The sequence below is a fragment of the Acidobacteriota bacterium genome, from assembly GCA_040752675.1.
Lineage (GTDB): Bacteria > Acidobacteriota > Polarisedimenticolia > JBFMGF01 > JBFMGF01 > JBFMGF01.
Map to the genome: position 1 here is coordinate 1 of JBFMGF010000111.1, position 16,378 is coordinate 16,378.

General features: G+C 50.4%; 16 protein-coding genes. 10 read left to right on the forward strand and 6 right to left on the reverse strand.

The window, feature by feature from the left end:
* The coding region (locus AB1756_09900) for a hypothetical protein (GenBank protein ID MEW5807642.1) at positions 1-763 on the forward strand (763 nt) is incomplete at its 5' end.
* A 464-nt stretch (positions 764-1,227) separates the two neighbouring features.
* On the opposite strand, the gene AB1756_09905 is transcribed toward AB1756_09900, so the two are convergent.
* Positions 1,228-2,709, reverse strand: a complete 1,482-nt coding sequence (locus AB1756_09905; GenBank protein ID MEW5807643.1) for a DASS family sodium-coupled anion symporter — start codon at positions 2,707-2,709, stop codon at positions 1,228-1,230.
* Positions 2,710-2,845: 136 nt separating this feature from the next.
* Between AB1756_09905 and AB1756_09910 the strand changes: the two genes are divergently transcribed.
* From AB1756_09910 to AB1756_09940, 7 genes are all read left to right on the forward strand, one after another.
* Positions 2,846-3,292: a cytochrome c maturation protein CcmE gene (locus tag AB1756_09910; protein MEW5807644.1), complete on the forward strand. Its 447-nt coding sequence runs from the start codon at positions 2,846-2,848 to the stop codon at positions 3,290-3,292.
* Positions 3,293-3,306: 14 nt separating this feature from the next.
* Positions 3,307-5,328, forward strand: coding sequence for a heme lyase CcmF/NrfE family subunit (locus AB1756_09915; GenBank protein ID MEW5807645.1), 2,022 nt, complete (start codon positions 3,307-3,309; stop codon positions 5,326-5,328).
* Positions 5,325-5,579 carry a hypothetical protein gene (locus tag AB1756_09920; GenBank protein MEW5807646.1) on the forward strand — a complete coding sequence of 85 codons (255 nt, stop codon included), beginning with the start codon at positions 5,325-5,327 and terminating at the stop codon, positions 5,577-5,579. Before AB1756_09915 ends, AB1756_09920 begins: the two co-directional genes overlap by 4 nt.
* 2 nt (positions 5,580-5,581) lie before the next feature.
* Positions 5,582-6,340 (forward strand): ABC transporter ATP-binding protein, encoded by a 759-nt coding sequence (locus AB1756_09925; protein ID MEW5807647.1) that lies wholly within the window; start codon positions 5,582-5,584, stop codon positions 6,338-6,340.
* Complete coding sequence (locus AB1756_09930; protein ID MEW5807648.1) at positions 6,337-7,023, forward strand: heme exporter protein CcmB; 687 nt, start codon at positions 6,337-6,339, stop codon at positions 7,021-7,023. The genes AB1756_09925 and AB1756_09930 overlap by 4 nt, the downstream gene beginning before the upstream one ends.
* Before the next feature lie 63 nt (positions 7,024-7,086).
* Positions 7,087-7,770 carry a cytochrome c biogenesis protein CcsA gene (gene ccsA, locus AB1756_09935; GenBank protein ID MEW5807649.1) on the forward strand — a complete coding sequence of 228 codons (684 nt, stop codon included), beginning with the start codon at positions 7,087-7,089 and terminating at the stop codon, positions 7,768-7,770.
* Positions 7,767-7,913 (forward strand): hypothetical protein, encoded by a 147-nt coding sequence (locus AB1756_09940; protein MEW5807650.1) that lies wholly within the window; start codon positions 7,767-7,769, stop codon positions 7,911-7,913. The genes ccsA and AB1756_09940 overlap by 4 nt, the downstream gene beginning before the upstream one ends.
* Here the strand turns inward: AB1756_09940 and AB1756_09945 are convergent.
* Positions 7,907-8,635 carry a hypothetical protein gene (locus AB1756_09945; GenBank protein ID MEW5807651.1) on the reverse strand — a complete coding sequence of 243 codons (729 nt, stop codon included), beginning with the start codon at positions 8,633-8,635 and terminating at the stop codon, positions 7,907-7,909. The two genes, AB1756_09940 and AB1756_09945, sit on opposite strands and share 7 nt — an antisense overlap.
* A gap of 155 nt (positions 8,636-8,790) precedes the next feature.
* Between AB1756_09945 and AB1756_09950 the strand changes: the two genes are divergently transcribed.
* The gene (locus tag AB1756_09950) at positions 8,791-10,392 is read left to right on the forward strand and encodes a sodium-dependent transporter (protein MEW5807652.1); all 1,602 of its coding nucleotides are present in this window, start codon (positions 8,791-8,793) and stop codon (positions 10,390-10,392) included.
* A gap of 1 nt (position 10,393) precedes the next feature.
* Here AB1756_09950 and AB1756_09955 read toward each other — a convergent pair whose 3' ends face one another.
* The 4 genes from AB1756_09955 to AB1756_09970 form a co-directional block, all read right to left on the reverse strand.
* Positions 10,394-10,933, reverse strand: a complete 540-nt coding sequence (locus tag AB1756_09955) for a TlpA disulfide reductase family protein (GenBank protein ID MEW5807653.1) — start codon at positions 10,931-10,933, stop codon at positions 10,394-10,396.
* Between the two features lie 99 nt (positions 10,934-11,032).
* Entirely contained in the window at positions 11,033-12,802 is a 1,770-nt protein-coding gene (locus AB1756_09960) for a hypothetical protein (GenBank protein MEW5807654.1), read from the reverse strand.
* A 124-nt stretch (positions 12,803-12,926) separates the two neighbouring features.
* Entirely contained in the window at positions 12,927-14,543 is a 1,617-nt protein-coding gene (locus AB1756_09965; protein ID MEW5807655.1) for a CRTAC1 family protein, read from the reverse strand.
* Positions 14,544-14,871: 328 nt separating this feature from the next.
* Positions 14,872-15,594 carry a hypothetical protein gene (locus tag AB1756_09970; protein ID MEW5807656.1) on the reverse strand — a complete coding sequence of 241 codons (723 nt, stop codon included), beginning with the start codon at positions 15,592-15,594 and terminating at the stop codon, positions 14,872-14,874.
* A 360-nt stretch (positions 15,595-15,954) separates the two neighbouring features.
* Between AB1756_09970 and AB1756_09975 the strand changes: the two genes are divergently transcribed.
* Positions 15,955-16,378: transposase family protein (locus tag AB1756_09975; protein ID MEW5807657.1), on the forward strand; the 424-nt coding region annotated here is incomplete at its 3' end.

Sequence of the window (16,378 nt, forward strand, 5' to 3'; positions counted from 1 at the left end):
GGCTGGGGAGGAGGAGTTTCTCAATCTTCTATGTAACAATGGCGAGAGCTTCCTTCAGTCGGCGGCAGATTGTGTTCCAGACGATGTATGGGATAGCGGTATCCTCGATGATGTCATCGAGCGGATAGGCCCAACGCTTGTGTGGACCGGAACCGAGATGATCGTTTGGGGAGGCGATCCCTTTCCCAGTAGCCTCAGCACCGAGAAAAACTCGGGGGGACGCTACGACCCCGCTGCAGACACTTGGAAGGCGACCTCGACTGCGAACGCCCCGTATGCGAGGGATTACCATAGCGCTGTCTGGACGGGTGAGAACATGATCATCTGGGGCGGAGGGACTGAAGATTACAACACCGGCGGGCGTTACTACGTTGGCAATCCTGACGGTGATTCCGACGGTATGGCCGATGCCTGCGACTGCGCCCCGGCCGATGAAGGGGCGACGAAAGCACCATCGGAGGTGCGCAACCTCAGACTGGGCTGGGATAAGAAGACGCTGACCTGGTATTCGGCGGCTTCAGGAGCTGGTCAGGGGACCGTCCACGATGTCCTTCGGTTTTCTCTATCAGAGTTGCCTGTCGGGACAGGACCTTCCGAGACCTGTCTCGCCTCGGGTGTGGAGGAGGGGAGGGCGGAGGACTCTCAGAGCCCGGTCGCAGGGGAGGGCTTTGGCTATCTCGTCCGCGGGAGAAACTCCTGCGGGGTGGGAACCTACGGGTTCAGTAGTGACGGGTCAGAGAGAACGAGCGATGCCTGCCCCTGAGGGCAGAGCTTGCCTTTCTCTCAGCGCTGAAAAATATCCCATTTTGCCTCGCCATTGTGTATTCTGGAAAAGCGTATAATAGCTTTGCTATGTCAATTCTTTTTTCAATTTTTTTAATTTTCTCACGCATGTTCAGCTATTGAAGCAGCTTCTCGACTTGCTGGGATCTTTCACTCATCCGCTCCACGGCCTCCGCAGCGACCCATCTATGGCTCACTGGCGGGAAAGATTCGGCCTTCCGCAGCACAAGAACCCAACACCGAGACATGACATTTAGGGAGGGGGTGGGGAGGCCTTGGGAGACCTCCCCTGACAGTATGAGTTATAGGGGGTCATTAAGCGTATATTCAATTTATAATAATTGAATATGCATTTATATTAATTAATATATGCTATAAATATATAATGTCAACTAATATTCAAAATCTTATAGATTTGTATCCATGCTTTAAAAATCGAGCGTCTCAGATGTGAAAGGCGGGGATGATAATGAAGTAGGTCAGCAGCGTAATCAGGACGATCCCTGTGATATTCAGCAGGAATCCAGCCTTCGCCATTTGAGGTATCGTGATGTATCCACTGCTGAATACGATTGCGTTGGGAGGAGTGGCAACGGGAAGCATGAAAGCACAGGAAGCGGCTATGGCCGTCGGGATCATGATAACGAAGGGATGAACGCCGATAGCGGAAGAAAGAGAGGCCATGATTGGCATCATCGTCACAGTGAGCGCCGTATTTGACGTGAGTTCCGTGAGGAAGATGACGATGGTAATTACCGCAACGACGATCAAGATAAGGGGAAGCCCCTTCATGCACGCCATGCTCTCCCCTATCCATGCGGATAATCCGCTCGTCTGAAAAGCCTCCGCCAGCGCAAAGCCTCCACCAAAGAGGAGCAGAACACCCCATGGTATCTTTTTAGCTTCCTCCCAGCTCAGGATATGCTCACCTTTCCCAGCCGGGAGCATGAATAGCAGGACTGCCGCGAAGATGGATACAGTGGAATCGTGGACGTACTTTTCCACGCCAAGAATAGATTCCCAACCCTTCAAGGTCATGGAGCCGATGGATATATCCGAACGCGTCACCCACATGACTACGGCCATGACAAAGACAATGAGAACGAGCAACTCGTTCTTTGTTATCTTTCCCAGTTTTGCGATTTCATCCTTCAAGACCAGCATGTTCATGCCAACATTCTTCCCAGGGGGGAAAAGGAGGAGGGTAAGATACAGCCAAACGAGCGGGATGAAGACAAGGACAAGCGGAATTCCATAAAACAGCCACTTTGAAAAGGTAATCTCAGGCAGGCCAGGGAATAGCTCTCGAACGGCTCCGGCGAGGATGATATTGGGTGCCGTGCCTATCAATGTCCCTATGCCTCCGATGCTCGCCGAATAGGCGACGCCAAGCATCAGCGCCGTTCCGAATCCTTCCATCGAATTTGTTTTCGATCGAGCGGAAGCATCGTGCTCATTCTGAACGGCGCGAACGACGGAGATGGCGACGGGGAGCATCATGACCGTCGTCGCCGTGTTCGAGATGAACATGGATATCAATGCGCTTGCACACATGAAGCCCAGAACGATCCGCCTTTCCGCAAGCCCCATGACCTTGATGATGTTCAATGCAATCCTCCTGTGGAGATTCCATCTCTCCATGGCAAGAGCGATGAAGAAACCGCCCAGGAACAGGTAGATGTTCTGGTCCCCATAATTCTTTGTGACTTGCGCGCCATCGAGGATGCTGAAGAGAGGAAAAGCGGCAATGGGGATGAGCGAAGTCACGGCGATTGGCAGTGCTTCCGCGATCCAGAATGTAGCCATGAGAAGAGCGATAGCGGCCGTTCTCTTTGCCTCTTCTGTCATCCCATGCGGGGCAGGCAGAAGAAGCATGGCTGCAAATATAACGATTCCAATGCTGAACCCCAGAACCTTTCTCATCATATCATCACATGCGCGACGCGACGCTTTTCATTGCGATCCAGTGTGAATGAAATCAGAGGCAATTTTGACATAGGCAATAAATGATAATATAATTTCAACTCTTTTAATAGCAGGAGTTTAAGGAGCTTACGCATCAATGAATCGTAAAGTGAAGTTCATAGTCAGCGGCGCGGCAATCCTCGGCGCCATGGCATTTCTCTTTTTCATCGGACTCAGCAAACAGGGCTCTTTCGTCTATTACCTCACTGTCGGCGAGTATCTGGAAAAAGGGGCCTCAAAAGGGGAAAATTTCAGGATCAACGGGATCGTCCTTGACGGCTCGATCCAGCGGAGCGTGCTCGGGCAGGAGATCACATTCAGGATGACCGACCGGGTCAGTAATCCGTATCAACCCGGGACGAGTGGATCCGGCCATGAAGCATCCAGAAAACTGCTAACGGTCAGATATCATGGCTCTGTTCCCGATACGTTTATCGATGGGGCGGATGTCGTCGTCGAGGGAAAGATGTCTCCTGATGGTGTCTTCGTCGCCCATACCCTCCTTGCCAAATGCCCTTCCAAGTATGAATCTGCTGAAAAATGACAAAGGAATTCTTGATGGTCATGGTTCAAGTCGGTAACTATTCGCTTCTCATGGCCACGATACTGTCGACATGGGCGGTCGTCTCGTCCATCCTCGGCATCACGAGCCGTTCGAAGAACATGATAAAGAGTGGCGAGAACGCGGGCATTGCCTCATTCGCCCTGATCAGCATCGCATCCATTGCTCTTGTGCACGGATTCCTGACGGACGACTTCCGCATTGAGTATGTCGCCCACTATTCGAGCATTCACCAGCCGCTTCTGTACAAGCTGGGAGCGTTCTGGGCCGGTCAGGCTGGATCTCTTCTCCTATGGGCATGGATGCTATCCCTCTTCAGCACGGTCATTGTCCTTCAGAACAGGAACAAGAATAGGGCTCTTATGCCCCAAGCCATTTCCGTCATCATGACGACGCAGTTCTTCTTTCTCATCCTGCTGATCTTCGCTAATAACCCGTTCAAGCTGGTGCCTCCACCACCAAATGGAGTTGGCCTTAACCCGCAACTTCTGAATCCCTATATGCTTATTCATCCGCCGACACTCTATCTCGGTTACGTTGGGTTCACAATACCATTTGCATTTGCCATCGCCGCTCTCATCACTAAGAGAACTGGCGAGGCGTGGATCATCACGACGAGGAGATGGAGCCTCTTCTCCTGGTTTTTCCTCGGAATCGGCATCCTTCTGGGCTCTTACTGGGCATACATCGAGCTCGGCTGGGGCGGATACTGGGCCTGGGACCCCGTCGAGAACGCATCTCTCATCCCCTGGCTGACCGGGACGGCGTTCCTTCACTCCGTCATGATCCAGGAAAAACGGAGGATGCTGAAGGTCTGGAACATCCTCCTAATCATCTTCACCTTCTGCCTCTGCATCTTCGGGACCTTCATCACACGCAGCGGCATCATCTCGTCCGTACATGCCTTTGCCGAATCTAACATAGGTATCTTCTTTGCCATCTTTCTTGCCATTGCCTTCTTCGTCCCGCTGATCCTTCTTCTTTTCAGATTGCGCCACCTCAAGGGGGAGCAGGAGCTGGATTCCATCCTGTCGAAGGAATCGATGTTCATGTTCAACAATCTCATTCTTGTCGGCATCGCCTGCACGGTCTTCATCCTGACGATTTTTCCGCTGCTCGCGGAGTTCTTCACGGGAAACCAGGCAACGGTTGGTGTTCCTGTATACAACCGGGTAAGCGTCCCCTGGGGATTGGTGCTTCTTCTGCTCACCGGACTCTGTCCCCTCATCGCCTGGAAGAGGACATCCACTTCCAATCTGAAGAGAAATTTCCTGCTGCCAGCCACATTGTTCGTTCTATCGCTCATAATCTTCTTCATCCTTGGAGTGAGAAAGGTCTATCCTCTGATCGCTTTCTCTCTCTCCGTGTTCGTGCTCTCAAGTATCGTCATGGAGTTCTTCAAAGGGATCAGGGCAAGGCAAAAATCAGCCGGTGAGAACGTCTTCAGATCGTTCTTCACAATGATCGTAAGAAACAAGAGGAGATACGGTGGCTACATCGTTCACCTAGGCGTAGTCTTCATGTACATCGGGATGTCTGGCTCTGCTGCCTATCAGGTCGAAAAACAGGGGGCTCTGAAGCTCGGTGAAAGCATGAACATCGGTATTTACAACATCAGATTTGACCGCTTCACGGAGAAAGAATATCCCGAGCGCTACAACATCACTCTCGACCTATCTGTCTCCGGCAATGGGAGAGATCGCGGGACTATAAAAACAGAGCTTAACGATTACCCAAGGTTCGGGGTAGCGACTGAAGTCGGCATCGTCCGTGATCTCTTCCCTCATTCTCTCCCGGACCTGAAGAGTCTCGGAGAGGACCTCTACGTGATTCCAATGGGGTTCGAGCCGAAGACATCGACGGCTTCCTTCAAGGTCTTTATCAATCCATTGATAAATTTCCTGTGGCTCGGTGGCATCATTCTCGTCATCGGAGCGCATATCACCGTTCTCCCCGATAAGGAAGAGCGGGAGATACTCAAGGCAGCGCTCCTGTTTGCGAAAAAGGATATGAGATGACAGCAGTAATTATACTCATTATTCTGGTTGCGGCGCTTTCGTTCACGCTGGCTCCCCTGTTCAGAAAAGCAGAGGTGGACACCTCTCTTGGCGATCTGAAGTCATCCGCCTCTGAAGAACTCTTCCTGAAAAAGGAATCTCTTACGGAAGCCCTGAAAGAGCTCGAGTACGATCTGAGCACCGGGAAGATCTCTGAGACCGATTACAGAACCTTGAAAGAAAAATATCAGAAAGAGATAGAGGCGTTCTGAGATTGGACTCGAATACAAAGATCGGCAAAAACATAATCATCGCGGAAAAGATTGTAAAGGTCTTCGGCCACATCAAGGCTCTGAAAGGGATCGATCTCACGGTCCAGCGAGGGGAATTTCTCACAATCCTCGGCCCGAACGGCGCCGGAAAGACGACGCTCATCAAGATCCTGACATCCCTTCTGAAGCCGACTTCGGGCAGGTTACTCATATCAGGGATCGAGCCACGAAGGGGAAACACAGAAAAGCTGAAGAGAATCATCGGCGTCATCTCCCACAGCACCTTCCTCTACGACAACCTCACCGGGCTCGAGAATCTGAAGTTCTACGCTTCTATGTACGGTTGCGGGGAAGATCGGGAAAGAATGCTCGATCTTCTCAATGAGGTCGGGCTTTACAAGAGGATGCATGACCCGGTCAGGACTTACTCGCGCGGGATGCAGCAGAGGCTCTCCATCGCCCGTGGGCTCATCCACAGACCCGAGATCGTCTTCCTCGATGAGCCTTACACCGGACTCGATCAGCATGCTGCAAAGATGCTCCAGAAAATTCTATCATCCATCCACTCGGATGGAAGGACTGTTGTAATGGTCTCACACAATCTCCCGAGAGCTCTTGAACTCAGCGAGACGATTGCTATCATCTCGCAGGGGACGATCGTTTATCATTCCGCTGCAAAGGATATAAAACCCGAAGAGTTCGAATCGCTTTATCTTGAGACAGTGGATTCCTCCTTAATGATGAAGAGAAGTGAAGCATGATCTTCTTTAAAAAAGTTGCTGCCATAGTCGGGAAGGATTTGAGACTGGAGCTGAGGACGCTCGAGAGCCTCTCGGCCATGTTTCTCTTTTCCCTCATCGTGATCGTCGTCTTCGCCTTCGCCTTCGATTTTTCCACACTGCAGACCGTCGGCAAGGAACGGCTGATTCCGGGGGTCATCTGGATCACGCTGATCTTCTCAGCCATCATCGGGTTCAACAACTCCTTCGCTATTGAAAGGGATAAAGATTGTATCCTTGCCCTGATCCTCTGCCCCGTTGATCCTGGCGCCATCTATCTCGGGAAGGCGTTAGCCAATCTCATTATCGTCAGCATCCTTGAGGTCATCCTCCTGCCGCTCACCGCTATATTCTTTGATTTCAACCTCCTCTCCATTATTCCGGTGCTGACGCCCATTGTAGTCCTGAACACAATCGGCTTTTCCGAGATAGGAACGCTCTTTGCTGCACTTGCCTCGAAGGTTAAGCGTGGAGAAGCCCTCCTATCCATTCTTCTCTTTCCCGTTTCCTCTCCGCTCATCATCTCAGCGGTGAAGTGCACATCAGCCGCCATGGAGGGGAAAGGGATATTGGATTTTTCCAACTGGCTCTACGTTAGCCTCGGCTTCGACATCATCTTTTTCTTCGCGGCGTTCGTCCTCTTCGAGTACATCATCGAGGACTGAGAAGTTGATTTTATGGTAAGGAGAGATTATCTTTGAGAAGACTTCATTGAGTCAGGAGGTCAAATGGGAAAAGGTTCCAGGATCTTCATCGTCTTGCTTGCATGCATCGTCTTCGTCTTTTTTCTAATCTCTCTTTATCTCGTCTTCCTCCATGCCCCCACCGAGAAGGTGATGGGACCCGTCCAGAAGATCTTTTACTACCATGTACCTTCTGCCATCTCGACTTTTCTCGCATTCTTTGTAGTCTTCATCGCAAGCATTATCTACCTTGCAACGAAGAGCAGCCTCTGGGACAACATCGCCCGTTCCTCGGCAGAGATAGGGGTCTTCTTCTGCACGATCGTCCTCATAACAGGGCCGATCTGGGCAAAGCAGGCGTGGGGAACATGGTGGACATGGGAGGCAAGGCTCACGACGACGCTGATCCTGTGGCTAATCTACGTCTCTTACCTGATGATTAGAGGATACTCGGAAAACAGGGAACAGGCGGCAAGGTTCTCATCCATCCTGGGGATCGTAGGCTTCCTCGACGTGCCAATCATTTATTTTTCAGTTAAGTGGTGGCGCGGACAGCATCCCATCGTCTTCGGTCCGGGGAAGCAGGAGCCACTTGCCCCGGAGATGCTCCATGCCTTTTTATTCTCACTGTTCACATTCCTGCTCTTCTATCTCCTGCTCATGATCGTAAGGACTAGAATCTCCAGCCTTGAAGACAGGGCATCAACCTTGAAGGAGAAGATTTTATGAGTTACACATTCCTGTTCTGGGGGTATAACATCATCTGGATACTGATGGCCGCTTACCTGACCTTCATTTTAGTGCGGCTCGACCGGGTGGAAAAAGACCTTAACAGGATGGAAGAAAAGCTCGACAGACAGAAGAATCAATAATCGGCGAGTTCGAAATCCCCCATGAAGGTTTTTGAGATCGTCTCTTTATGCTTATCGAAAAGCGTATCGTTTTCTGCGCATGGCGAGACGGATGATACCTTGTTAAAGAAACTTTCATCTCCCTTATAGAGGCTCTCATAAGGGATGCTTCTGGTTCTCCTGACCCATTCTAGTACGGCACAGGAGATCTGATTGAATCTGGATTCTTTAAGGTCATTATCCCTCAGACCTCTTTTTTTCCGTACCATCATATCTCCAAGTATTATCATGTGCGTCTTGACCTGCCCTGGACCCCACTTCCTGGTCTGATCGAGCATCAGATCTGAAACATGCCTGTGCTTATTATAGGCAGGAAAGATCTCATCTTTGACCTTAAGATATTTTAAAAGTTCCTCCTCGCTGATGATGTTCATCCCTTTTCCAGAGATTTCCGCCAAATGTTTCCCCTTCTCCGCGAGCGCTTCCGTTCCGGGGATGCTCACGCTGCCAACCCCTTCCGCAGTTACCTTCTCTCCCGGTGCAGAAATCTCTTCCTGCTTTTCAGATCCTATGCCTGATTCAGTTCTCTGGATCTCAGCCGCTTCTCTCGCCGCCTCTCTCGCCTGTCTTGCACCAGCCTGCTCCCCAAGCTTTTTCACAGACATGTAAATGGCAAAAAGGGCTACCGTTCCTATGAGCAGGATGATGAATACGCCGAGCGTGATCCTCTTCATCGGCTCCATTGCTTCTTCCTCCCAACTTAAAGATATCTTAATATTTTACGGTCTTTGCCTATTTTTGCAAATCCAAACAATGTTTGGATTGACGAGGCCATTTGCCCTATGTTATTTTTTGTTACTATCTTTAATAATGATGAACCTTTTCAGGCGGAGTGAGAATGGAGAATAACAATAACAGAGAGATATGGGCCAGCAAGGTAGGACTTATCCTGGCGATGGCGGGAAATGCTATCGGACTTGGAAACTTTCTGAGATTCCCCGTTCAGGCTGCAAAAAATGGCGGCGGAGCCTTCATGATTCCTTACTTCACGGCTCTCATCCTGCTCGGCATCCCGCTTATGTGGGTCGAATGGGGGCTGGGGAGATACGGCGGCAAACTGGGAAGCGGAACATCGCCCGCCATCTTCGAAAGCATGTGCAAGAACAGGATAGCGAAGTACATCGGCGTCCTTGGAATTTGTATTCCTCTTGTATTTGTCATCTATTACACATACATCGAGTCGTGGACCTTCGGTTATTCGTTCTTCTCTCTCACGGGCAAATATTTCGGGAATGAGACTCGAGAGGCTATGGGAAGTTTCCTCCACAGCTACCAGGGTGTCCTCGGTAACGGGGAAGCGGGAACCAATCTCCCCTCTTTTCTATCCGCATATATCTTTTTCATGATAACACTCGCCATTAACATCTGGATACTCTCCAAGGGTGTCGTGAAAGGGATTGAAACGCTCGCCAAGATTGCGATGCCCGCCCTCTTCATATTTGCGGCCATCCTCGTCATAAGAGTCTTCACTCTGGGAACGCCCAATCCTGCCGTCCCCGAGAACAATGTCCTGAACGGGCTCGCATTCATATGGAATCCTGACTTCGGCAAGCTCTCTTCTGCTTCGGTCTGGCTTGCCGCCGCAGGACAAATCTTCTTCACGCTGAGCATCGGCACAGGTTCGCTTCTCACGTATGCGAGCTACGTCCGCGAGAAGGATGACATCGCCCTATCCGGTCTCACGACCTCCATGACAAACGAATTTGCCGAAGTCATACTGGGCGGATCTATAGCCATCCCTGTCGCCGTCGCCTTCTTTGGCGTCACCGAGACGACGGACATTGCAAGAAGCGGCGCCTTCAACCTCGGGTTCCAGGCCATGCCGATTATCTTTCAGAGACTCCCGTGGGGGCAGTTGTTCGGAGGGCTCTGGTTCATGCTTCTCTTCTTCGCCGGGATAACGTCATCCGTTGCCCTTGCTCAACCTGCAATGGCCTTCCTGCAGGATGAGCTGAAGATATCGAGACAACGGGCAGCAATCATCATAGGCAGTGTCATCTTCGTCTGCACCCAGCCGGTGATTTTCTACCTGGGACATGGATTCCTCGATGAGATGGACTACTGGGCAGGGGCCTTCGGACTCGTCGTTTTTGCCCTCTTCGAAGTCATTATCTTCGCATGGATCTTCGGGATGGACAACGCCTGGGGAGAGATTAACCAGGGAGCCCATATTCGTCTTCCGAGGATCTTCTACTACATCATAAAGTACATCTCGCCGGCCTACCTAATCGTGCTGCTCCTTTCCTGGGCTTACTTTGATGCAGGAGGGATACTGATCCTCAAGAAGGATCCGTACGGAGATCCTATTCAGACAGGGGATATCATTTATCGTCTTGGCGCCAGACTGATGATGGCCGGGCTATTTGTGGTGATTGCCCTTCTCGTCCGGTATGTCTGGAAGAAGAACAGGAATGAAAAGAAGTATGCATCAACCTCTTAATTCAAGAAGTCGGTTCTTGAAGCAGCTTGGTGATGTGAGCCTCAAAGACTCTTCTTGGCGTCTCACCCACGTATTTCTGGACGATCTCCCCGTTTTTGTTGATGATGAAGGTGGCGGGAATTCCCTGGATGGGCCCGTACACTTGATTTATGTAAGGATTCTTGCTTCCGTATAATCCTTCGATCTCTTTATTGGCGATGACGTTTGGATAGGTCACGTTATTTTTTTCCAGGAACGACTTGACGACCGCCGCGCCTCCCTCGTCGAATGATGCTCCGATCATCACAAACCCCTGGTCCCTATAAGTATCGTAAAGCTTCTGGAAATGGGGAATCTCCTTGCGGCATGGCGCACACCAGGTCGCCCAGAAATCAAGGATGACGACATTACCCTTGAAGTTGCTCATACTGACTATGTTCCCATCCAGATCAGCCAGCGTGAAATCTGGAGCAGGAATGGGAGAATTTTCCCTGATTCTGACCCTGCAAGCCGCAAGAGAAAGGATCAGAATCATCAATACTATCGGAAGCAATTTTTTCATAGATTCTCCTTCGCAACTTTAATTAAAATTGCTAAAAGTTTAGCACAGCAGAAATCATACATCAAACCCGGCAAAGAACTGAAAAGTACTTTCTCGGCTTTAATACTGGCAGGCTCCCTCACTATCGATGCGCTGATGACCGTTGGAAGAGAAACCATAAGTTCCATGAAGCCCGTTGGGCTTGACGACGTAATAGAAAACCTGTCCAGGAGCTGGAAGTGTCTCATCGATGGCCATCGTGTCGGAGGAGTCCTCCTCCACACAGGAACTATTTAAAAGCAGAACTTCTGTTCCATTATCTACAAGATCCATAATATCCCCGAGAATCAGGTCATAGCAGAAGGCGCCATCCGCCGAAGACCAGGTGATTGTTTTCTTATCTGCTCCAACGCTGAGTAAGTTCGCTTCCGGAGCAGGTGTGACGGATGAGATCAGCGTTCCCTCCAGATCAGGCCACCAGCAACCGGAATGGATTCTGTCGGAAATCTCCGCATGACCGGCTGCAGCCATATCTCCGCTGTCCGTTCCTCGTGGTTCACCATGCTGTTTCATCTCTCCCATCGGGACCAGGTCATTGGCAGGAGTCTCCACATATCCTGGCGGAAGCGAACTATTGACAACTTCAAAATAAGTCGCGTCGGCATTCAGACGGAACCACATTCCATGTGACATCAGTCCATCCATCACCTGACGAATGTGGGGGTGATCAGGCTGGGACTGAACATGATCTTGCCTTGTAAAAACGCTCATCGCAAGGAAATCAGGAAACTTTGATGCAATCCCATCCCAGTGAAGGGTAGCATCCCGAAGATTCCAGAAAGGCTCAGCCTCCTGAGGCTTTGCAATCCATGTCGGCCAATTGGTTCCAAAGACATTTCTCTCCTCAAGAGCTCGTGTGACTTCCGGAGAGTAGTAAACCTTAAGCTGACAACTTTCCGTGAATGTGACATTCGGGTTAAGCTTGTAATCTTCCGTTCTCTCAATGGCGCCATCGCCGTCGTAATCCAGGCACCCCGGTTTCAGAGGGTTGAAATCAATCCTCCCGTTTGTGCGCCCATCGTGAAAAGCGGCTCCCGGCTGATTGCTGGCCGGACAACGGCCTGCCGGGTCTTCGCGATGCTCGGGAATGAGAGGATCAAAGTCAAGCAGCGAGAAATCCACGATAAACGAAGTCGGACTGTATCCAGTTTCAGGATCATACCAGGGATTCCGCGCGTCATCACCTGGCTCTTCGTTACCATCGCTGTCAACTCCCGAATTGCAATCGTCGCGGATTCCCCCAAGCTCAACGTTGATGATCTGTGCATTGGTGGGATTTTCCCAGCCAACCTGATACGGAGCGTAGGGAATATCATCCCCATACCGGCTTAGCGTGATGAGACCGATCAGACCATTGGAGAATGGCGCAAAACCAACGATGTCAGGATGGACAGGTCCAGGAACAATATCATCGATGGTTCGCCCCAGCGAATCCGTTGCCACCCCTTCAGCGAATCGAATGACGTCGCGGAGGGCTTTCTGACAGTTGTCCCCGCGATAATCGTAATACCCATCGCTCTTAAAGGGTCCCTCAACGCCGCCTGGATACAGGAATGAAACAATGACAAATCCTTCCTGAGCAATCCGGGGAGAACCGCCAAGCGAGCCTGGACCCATCCCACCAGGAAGGTAAATGGAAACAGGAGCGCCATCGATGTAGCGATAGTTTGCCACATCGGCAGGATATGTCAGCCGAACGGCAAGTGTTCCTCCACCTGCCCCTTCTGAGGGAAGTCGAACGTCAGTTATGGCAAGTGGAATGTCGCAGAAAGCAGGGAAAATCACAAATGCATGCAAGAAAGAAATAGAAAGTAAAAGGCAGCTTCTCATCTTACTTCCTCCTCTCTCATAAAGTTAATACATTGTCCCTTTTCGTCATAAAAAGCCATTGCAAATGGCGGTAACCTCACAGCATTGCTCAGTCAGTCCGTCTCTTAGAATGGCAGAACGATACTTATTCAACGCGGTAGTAGTAATCAACACTACTTCCAACAACGTCAACATCTCTATAAGATGGTTGGCTTGAGGAAAAGATATCTGCTGCACTGAAGTCGGAAGGGTCGAGGCTGCGATACACGGTATAATCAGTTCGCCCCGCATCTGTCCAGTAGAGGAGTAAATCGTTTCCATCCTTGAAAACTCTGTGGATAATCAACTCGATCCCCGAGCCTTCGGTGATCTTTATCCGCTGATCGACTCCGATATTTGAATAGGTCTCAGTCACTCCAGCAGGCCATCCAATGGTAAGCGTTTGGACAACCGCAGCGGAGCGAAGACCAAACTCGACTTCGAGGCTCGGCTGCTCGGTCATCCCGGAACCGCCATCCACTTCCCTGATCTGTTTTTCATTAGACTCCACCGTCCCATCCCCATCAAGGTCGGCCTGCAATTCCAGTCTCGCCCCGATGCCGCTCGTGTTTGTCCCCGATGTCGAGACGAGCGTGATGCTCAGCCAGTGATTGGCGTTTCCGTTATTCTTCTTCAGCTTGTTTCCAAAATGACCCGCAAGGAAGACATCCTGAAAGCCGTCACCATTGTAATCCCCCCAGGCAGCACCGAAGACGTCGGCAGGCTGGTCAATCTCAGCCTCAGAGGCCTTATCGGTGAATGTCCCGTTGCCGTTATTCCGGAACATTCTGTTCGGGTTGACGTGATTCGTTGAGAAGATATCAATGAGCCCATCGTTGTCATAATCGACCCAACCGCATGTCCTTCCATCGCCGACATCGGCGACTCCTGCTGCATTGCTGACATCGGTAAAGGTCCCGTTTCCGTTATTCCTGTAAAGAAAATTCTGAGTGGGAAAGAGGTCGCTGATATTAGTCATGTAAAGGTCAAGGTCACCGTCGTTGTCATAATCGCCCCAGGCGGCTCCCTGCGTGTCATTCGCGTAAGGATTGGTCGGGCCACCCACTCCTGCCGTTGCCGTAACATCGGTGAACCATTTATCTGCCGGCTTCTTCGGGGGACCATTATTTCGGTACAACCTGTTCATTCCGTCATTCGCCACGTATAAGTCGGGCCAGCCATCGCTGTTGTAATCTCCCCAGGCTGCAGCCGTTGATTCATCATCGTCTGCGACGCCGCATTCGGCAGCCACTTCCGAAAATGTCCCGTCGCCATTATTCCTGTAAAGGAAATTCGAACCAGATTTCGCCTTGTAGAAATCGGCGTGACCGTCGCGATTGTAATCTGCCCAGGCGACATGCCCGCAGCAAGCATTGACGTCGATACCTGCCTGGGATGTGACGTCGGTAAAGGACTTTCTGTTGCCATCATTCCTGTACAGGTAGAGCGCATTCCCGAAGTATCTCCTTGTTATCAGCAGATCGGTCCAGCCGTCGCCATCATAATCCGCTGCCGCAATTGTCGCATAATATGAGAACTGGAAGCCATCGCCACTCGTGATATCTTTAAAGGATCCCGTTTCGTTTTCGTTCCAGTAAAGGTAATGGTTGCTGGTCTGCTCGCTGATGAAGAGATCAAGGCCTCGTATCTTGTCGAAATCAAGGAAAGTGCAGGTCTGGCCGAGATTGGGAACGCTGATCCCAGCCTCTTCTGTTGCGTCCATGAAGGTTGTTTGTGCCGTGGAATAATATGGAAAAACAAAGATTATTATAGGAATGAGGTATAGCAACAAACCATCAAACGGACTTTTAAATATAAAAGTCCCCATCGCTAATTATTGAATCAGGCTTTCAACTGCAATTGTCGATCATACAATTTCGTAGACTAAGAGCGCGTCCCTGAATCTAAAGGAAGTCAGATCATTTCATCTTTTTGGTAAGAAAAAACTCTCTCCTTCGCAGTTTAAAGAGAAACAGCCTCTCTCTAGCTAGGGTAGAATCCTGGAGAGCGTTCAAAACAACCTGAAGCGGCAAATCGTTCCATGATTCTTCCTAAATCAAGCTCTCCTCCACGATGGTCTTGTTTCCGCTTTCCTCTATCGCGATCACCTCGACCTTGTACTCCAGTATTTGCCCTTTTGAAAATCTGTCAGCCAGCTCGACGAATTCATCCGGAACTGTCACCTCTGTGACATCGGCCGGGAGGTCGACGGAAAACTCGAACACGCGTTCCTCCCCACCCTCTTTGACCACAAGCTCGTTGACGACCTGGTAACCGACAATTTCTGGATCACCTCCTGCTGAATTGTCGCTCCAACTGATGGTGGGGTACATGGAGAGATCCAATTCAACCGGGGCCGGAAGGTCGTGCGTGAGCGTGGCCTTGCCCATCAGACTGTCTCCCTCGACTGTCGTGCCGGAGAATTGATATTCTCCCTCCGGAAAGAGGGCCAGAAACGCTGCGATCGACCCCTCGAGATCTCCCTCGTCAAGCGGGGGCTCCTCGCTTTCGGTGAAGACCTCGGTACTGCCAATTTCCCTCAAGCTTCCATCGTTATTGACATGGAAGATCGTGCCGTCCGGGCCGCTGACCACAACATCCTTCCAGCCTTCTGCGTCGAAGAAGATGTGAACGCCTAGATCAAGATCCGTGGAATTATACTCAAAGAAGATCTCAGCTTGGTCGAACTTAACCTGTCCGGCTTGGTTGGAAGCGCTGTGGCATACCACCATGCCTAAGACCAGAACTGCCACAAAAAACACTTTATGCTTCATTTTCATTCCCTCCATTGTTGTTGTATATATTGTATATAGGCCCCATCAATAGTTTATGCCAGGGCTTCAACACCTCGGCTCTTGAGGGGCAGTTGAAGTTAGTTCTCGAACTCAACCTCCACCCATAGCAGCGAGAAAAGGTTGCTGATCCGATAGCGTTTTTCATATTCAAAATTACGGCGAAGAGACCCACCCGTCAAGATGATTTTTTTCGAAAAGATGCGATAAGTTCATTATTTGCAATCAAAAATTGAATCATCAGGAAAATGAGTACCTGAGATTCAAAATAAACTGAGCCGAAAAGAAAGGACATCGGTTGAAATTCCTCCAAAACAACGAAGTTAAGAAGAAGGAAAGCCGATGTCCACGAGCCTATTGTACCATGGCTTTGGAGTTAAGCATTACCGATACCAGAAGACAGAATACAAAGAGGGGATCTTGATCTTCCACATTGAAAAATCGGAAGAGAAGCAACGCTGTGCCAACTGCGATTCTCGCAATGTGATCAAGAAGGGGCATTTCGTCAGGGGGATAAGAACGTTACCCATTGGAAAGAAAAAGGTCTTTCTTGCCATTCATTTGCATCGGCTCTTCTGTCGAGCTTGCAGGAGCCTTAAGCTCGAGCCACTGCTTCTGAGTTTCCCGAAGAAGCGATGGACCAAGGTGCTGGGGCGATACATTGTGGAGTTGATGAAGCGGAGCACGGTCGAAGATGTTGCCCGACATCTTGGTTTGAGATACTATCCCGAGGAGGTACTTGTTTTTGATCGCTATCATGTGATCC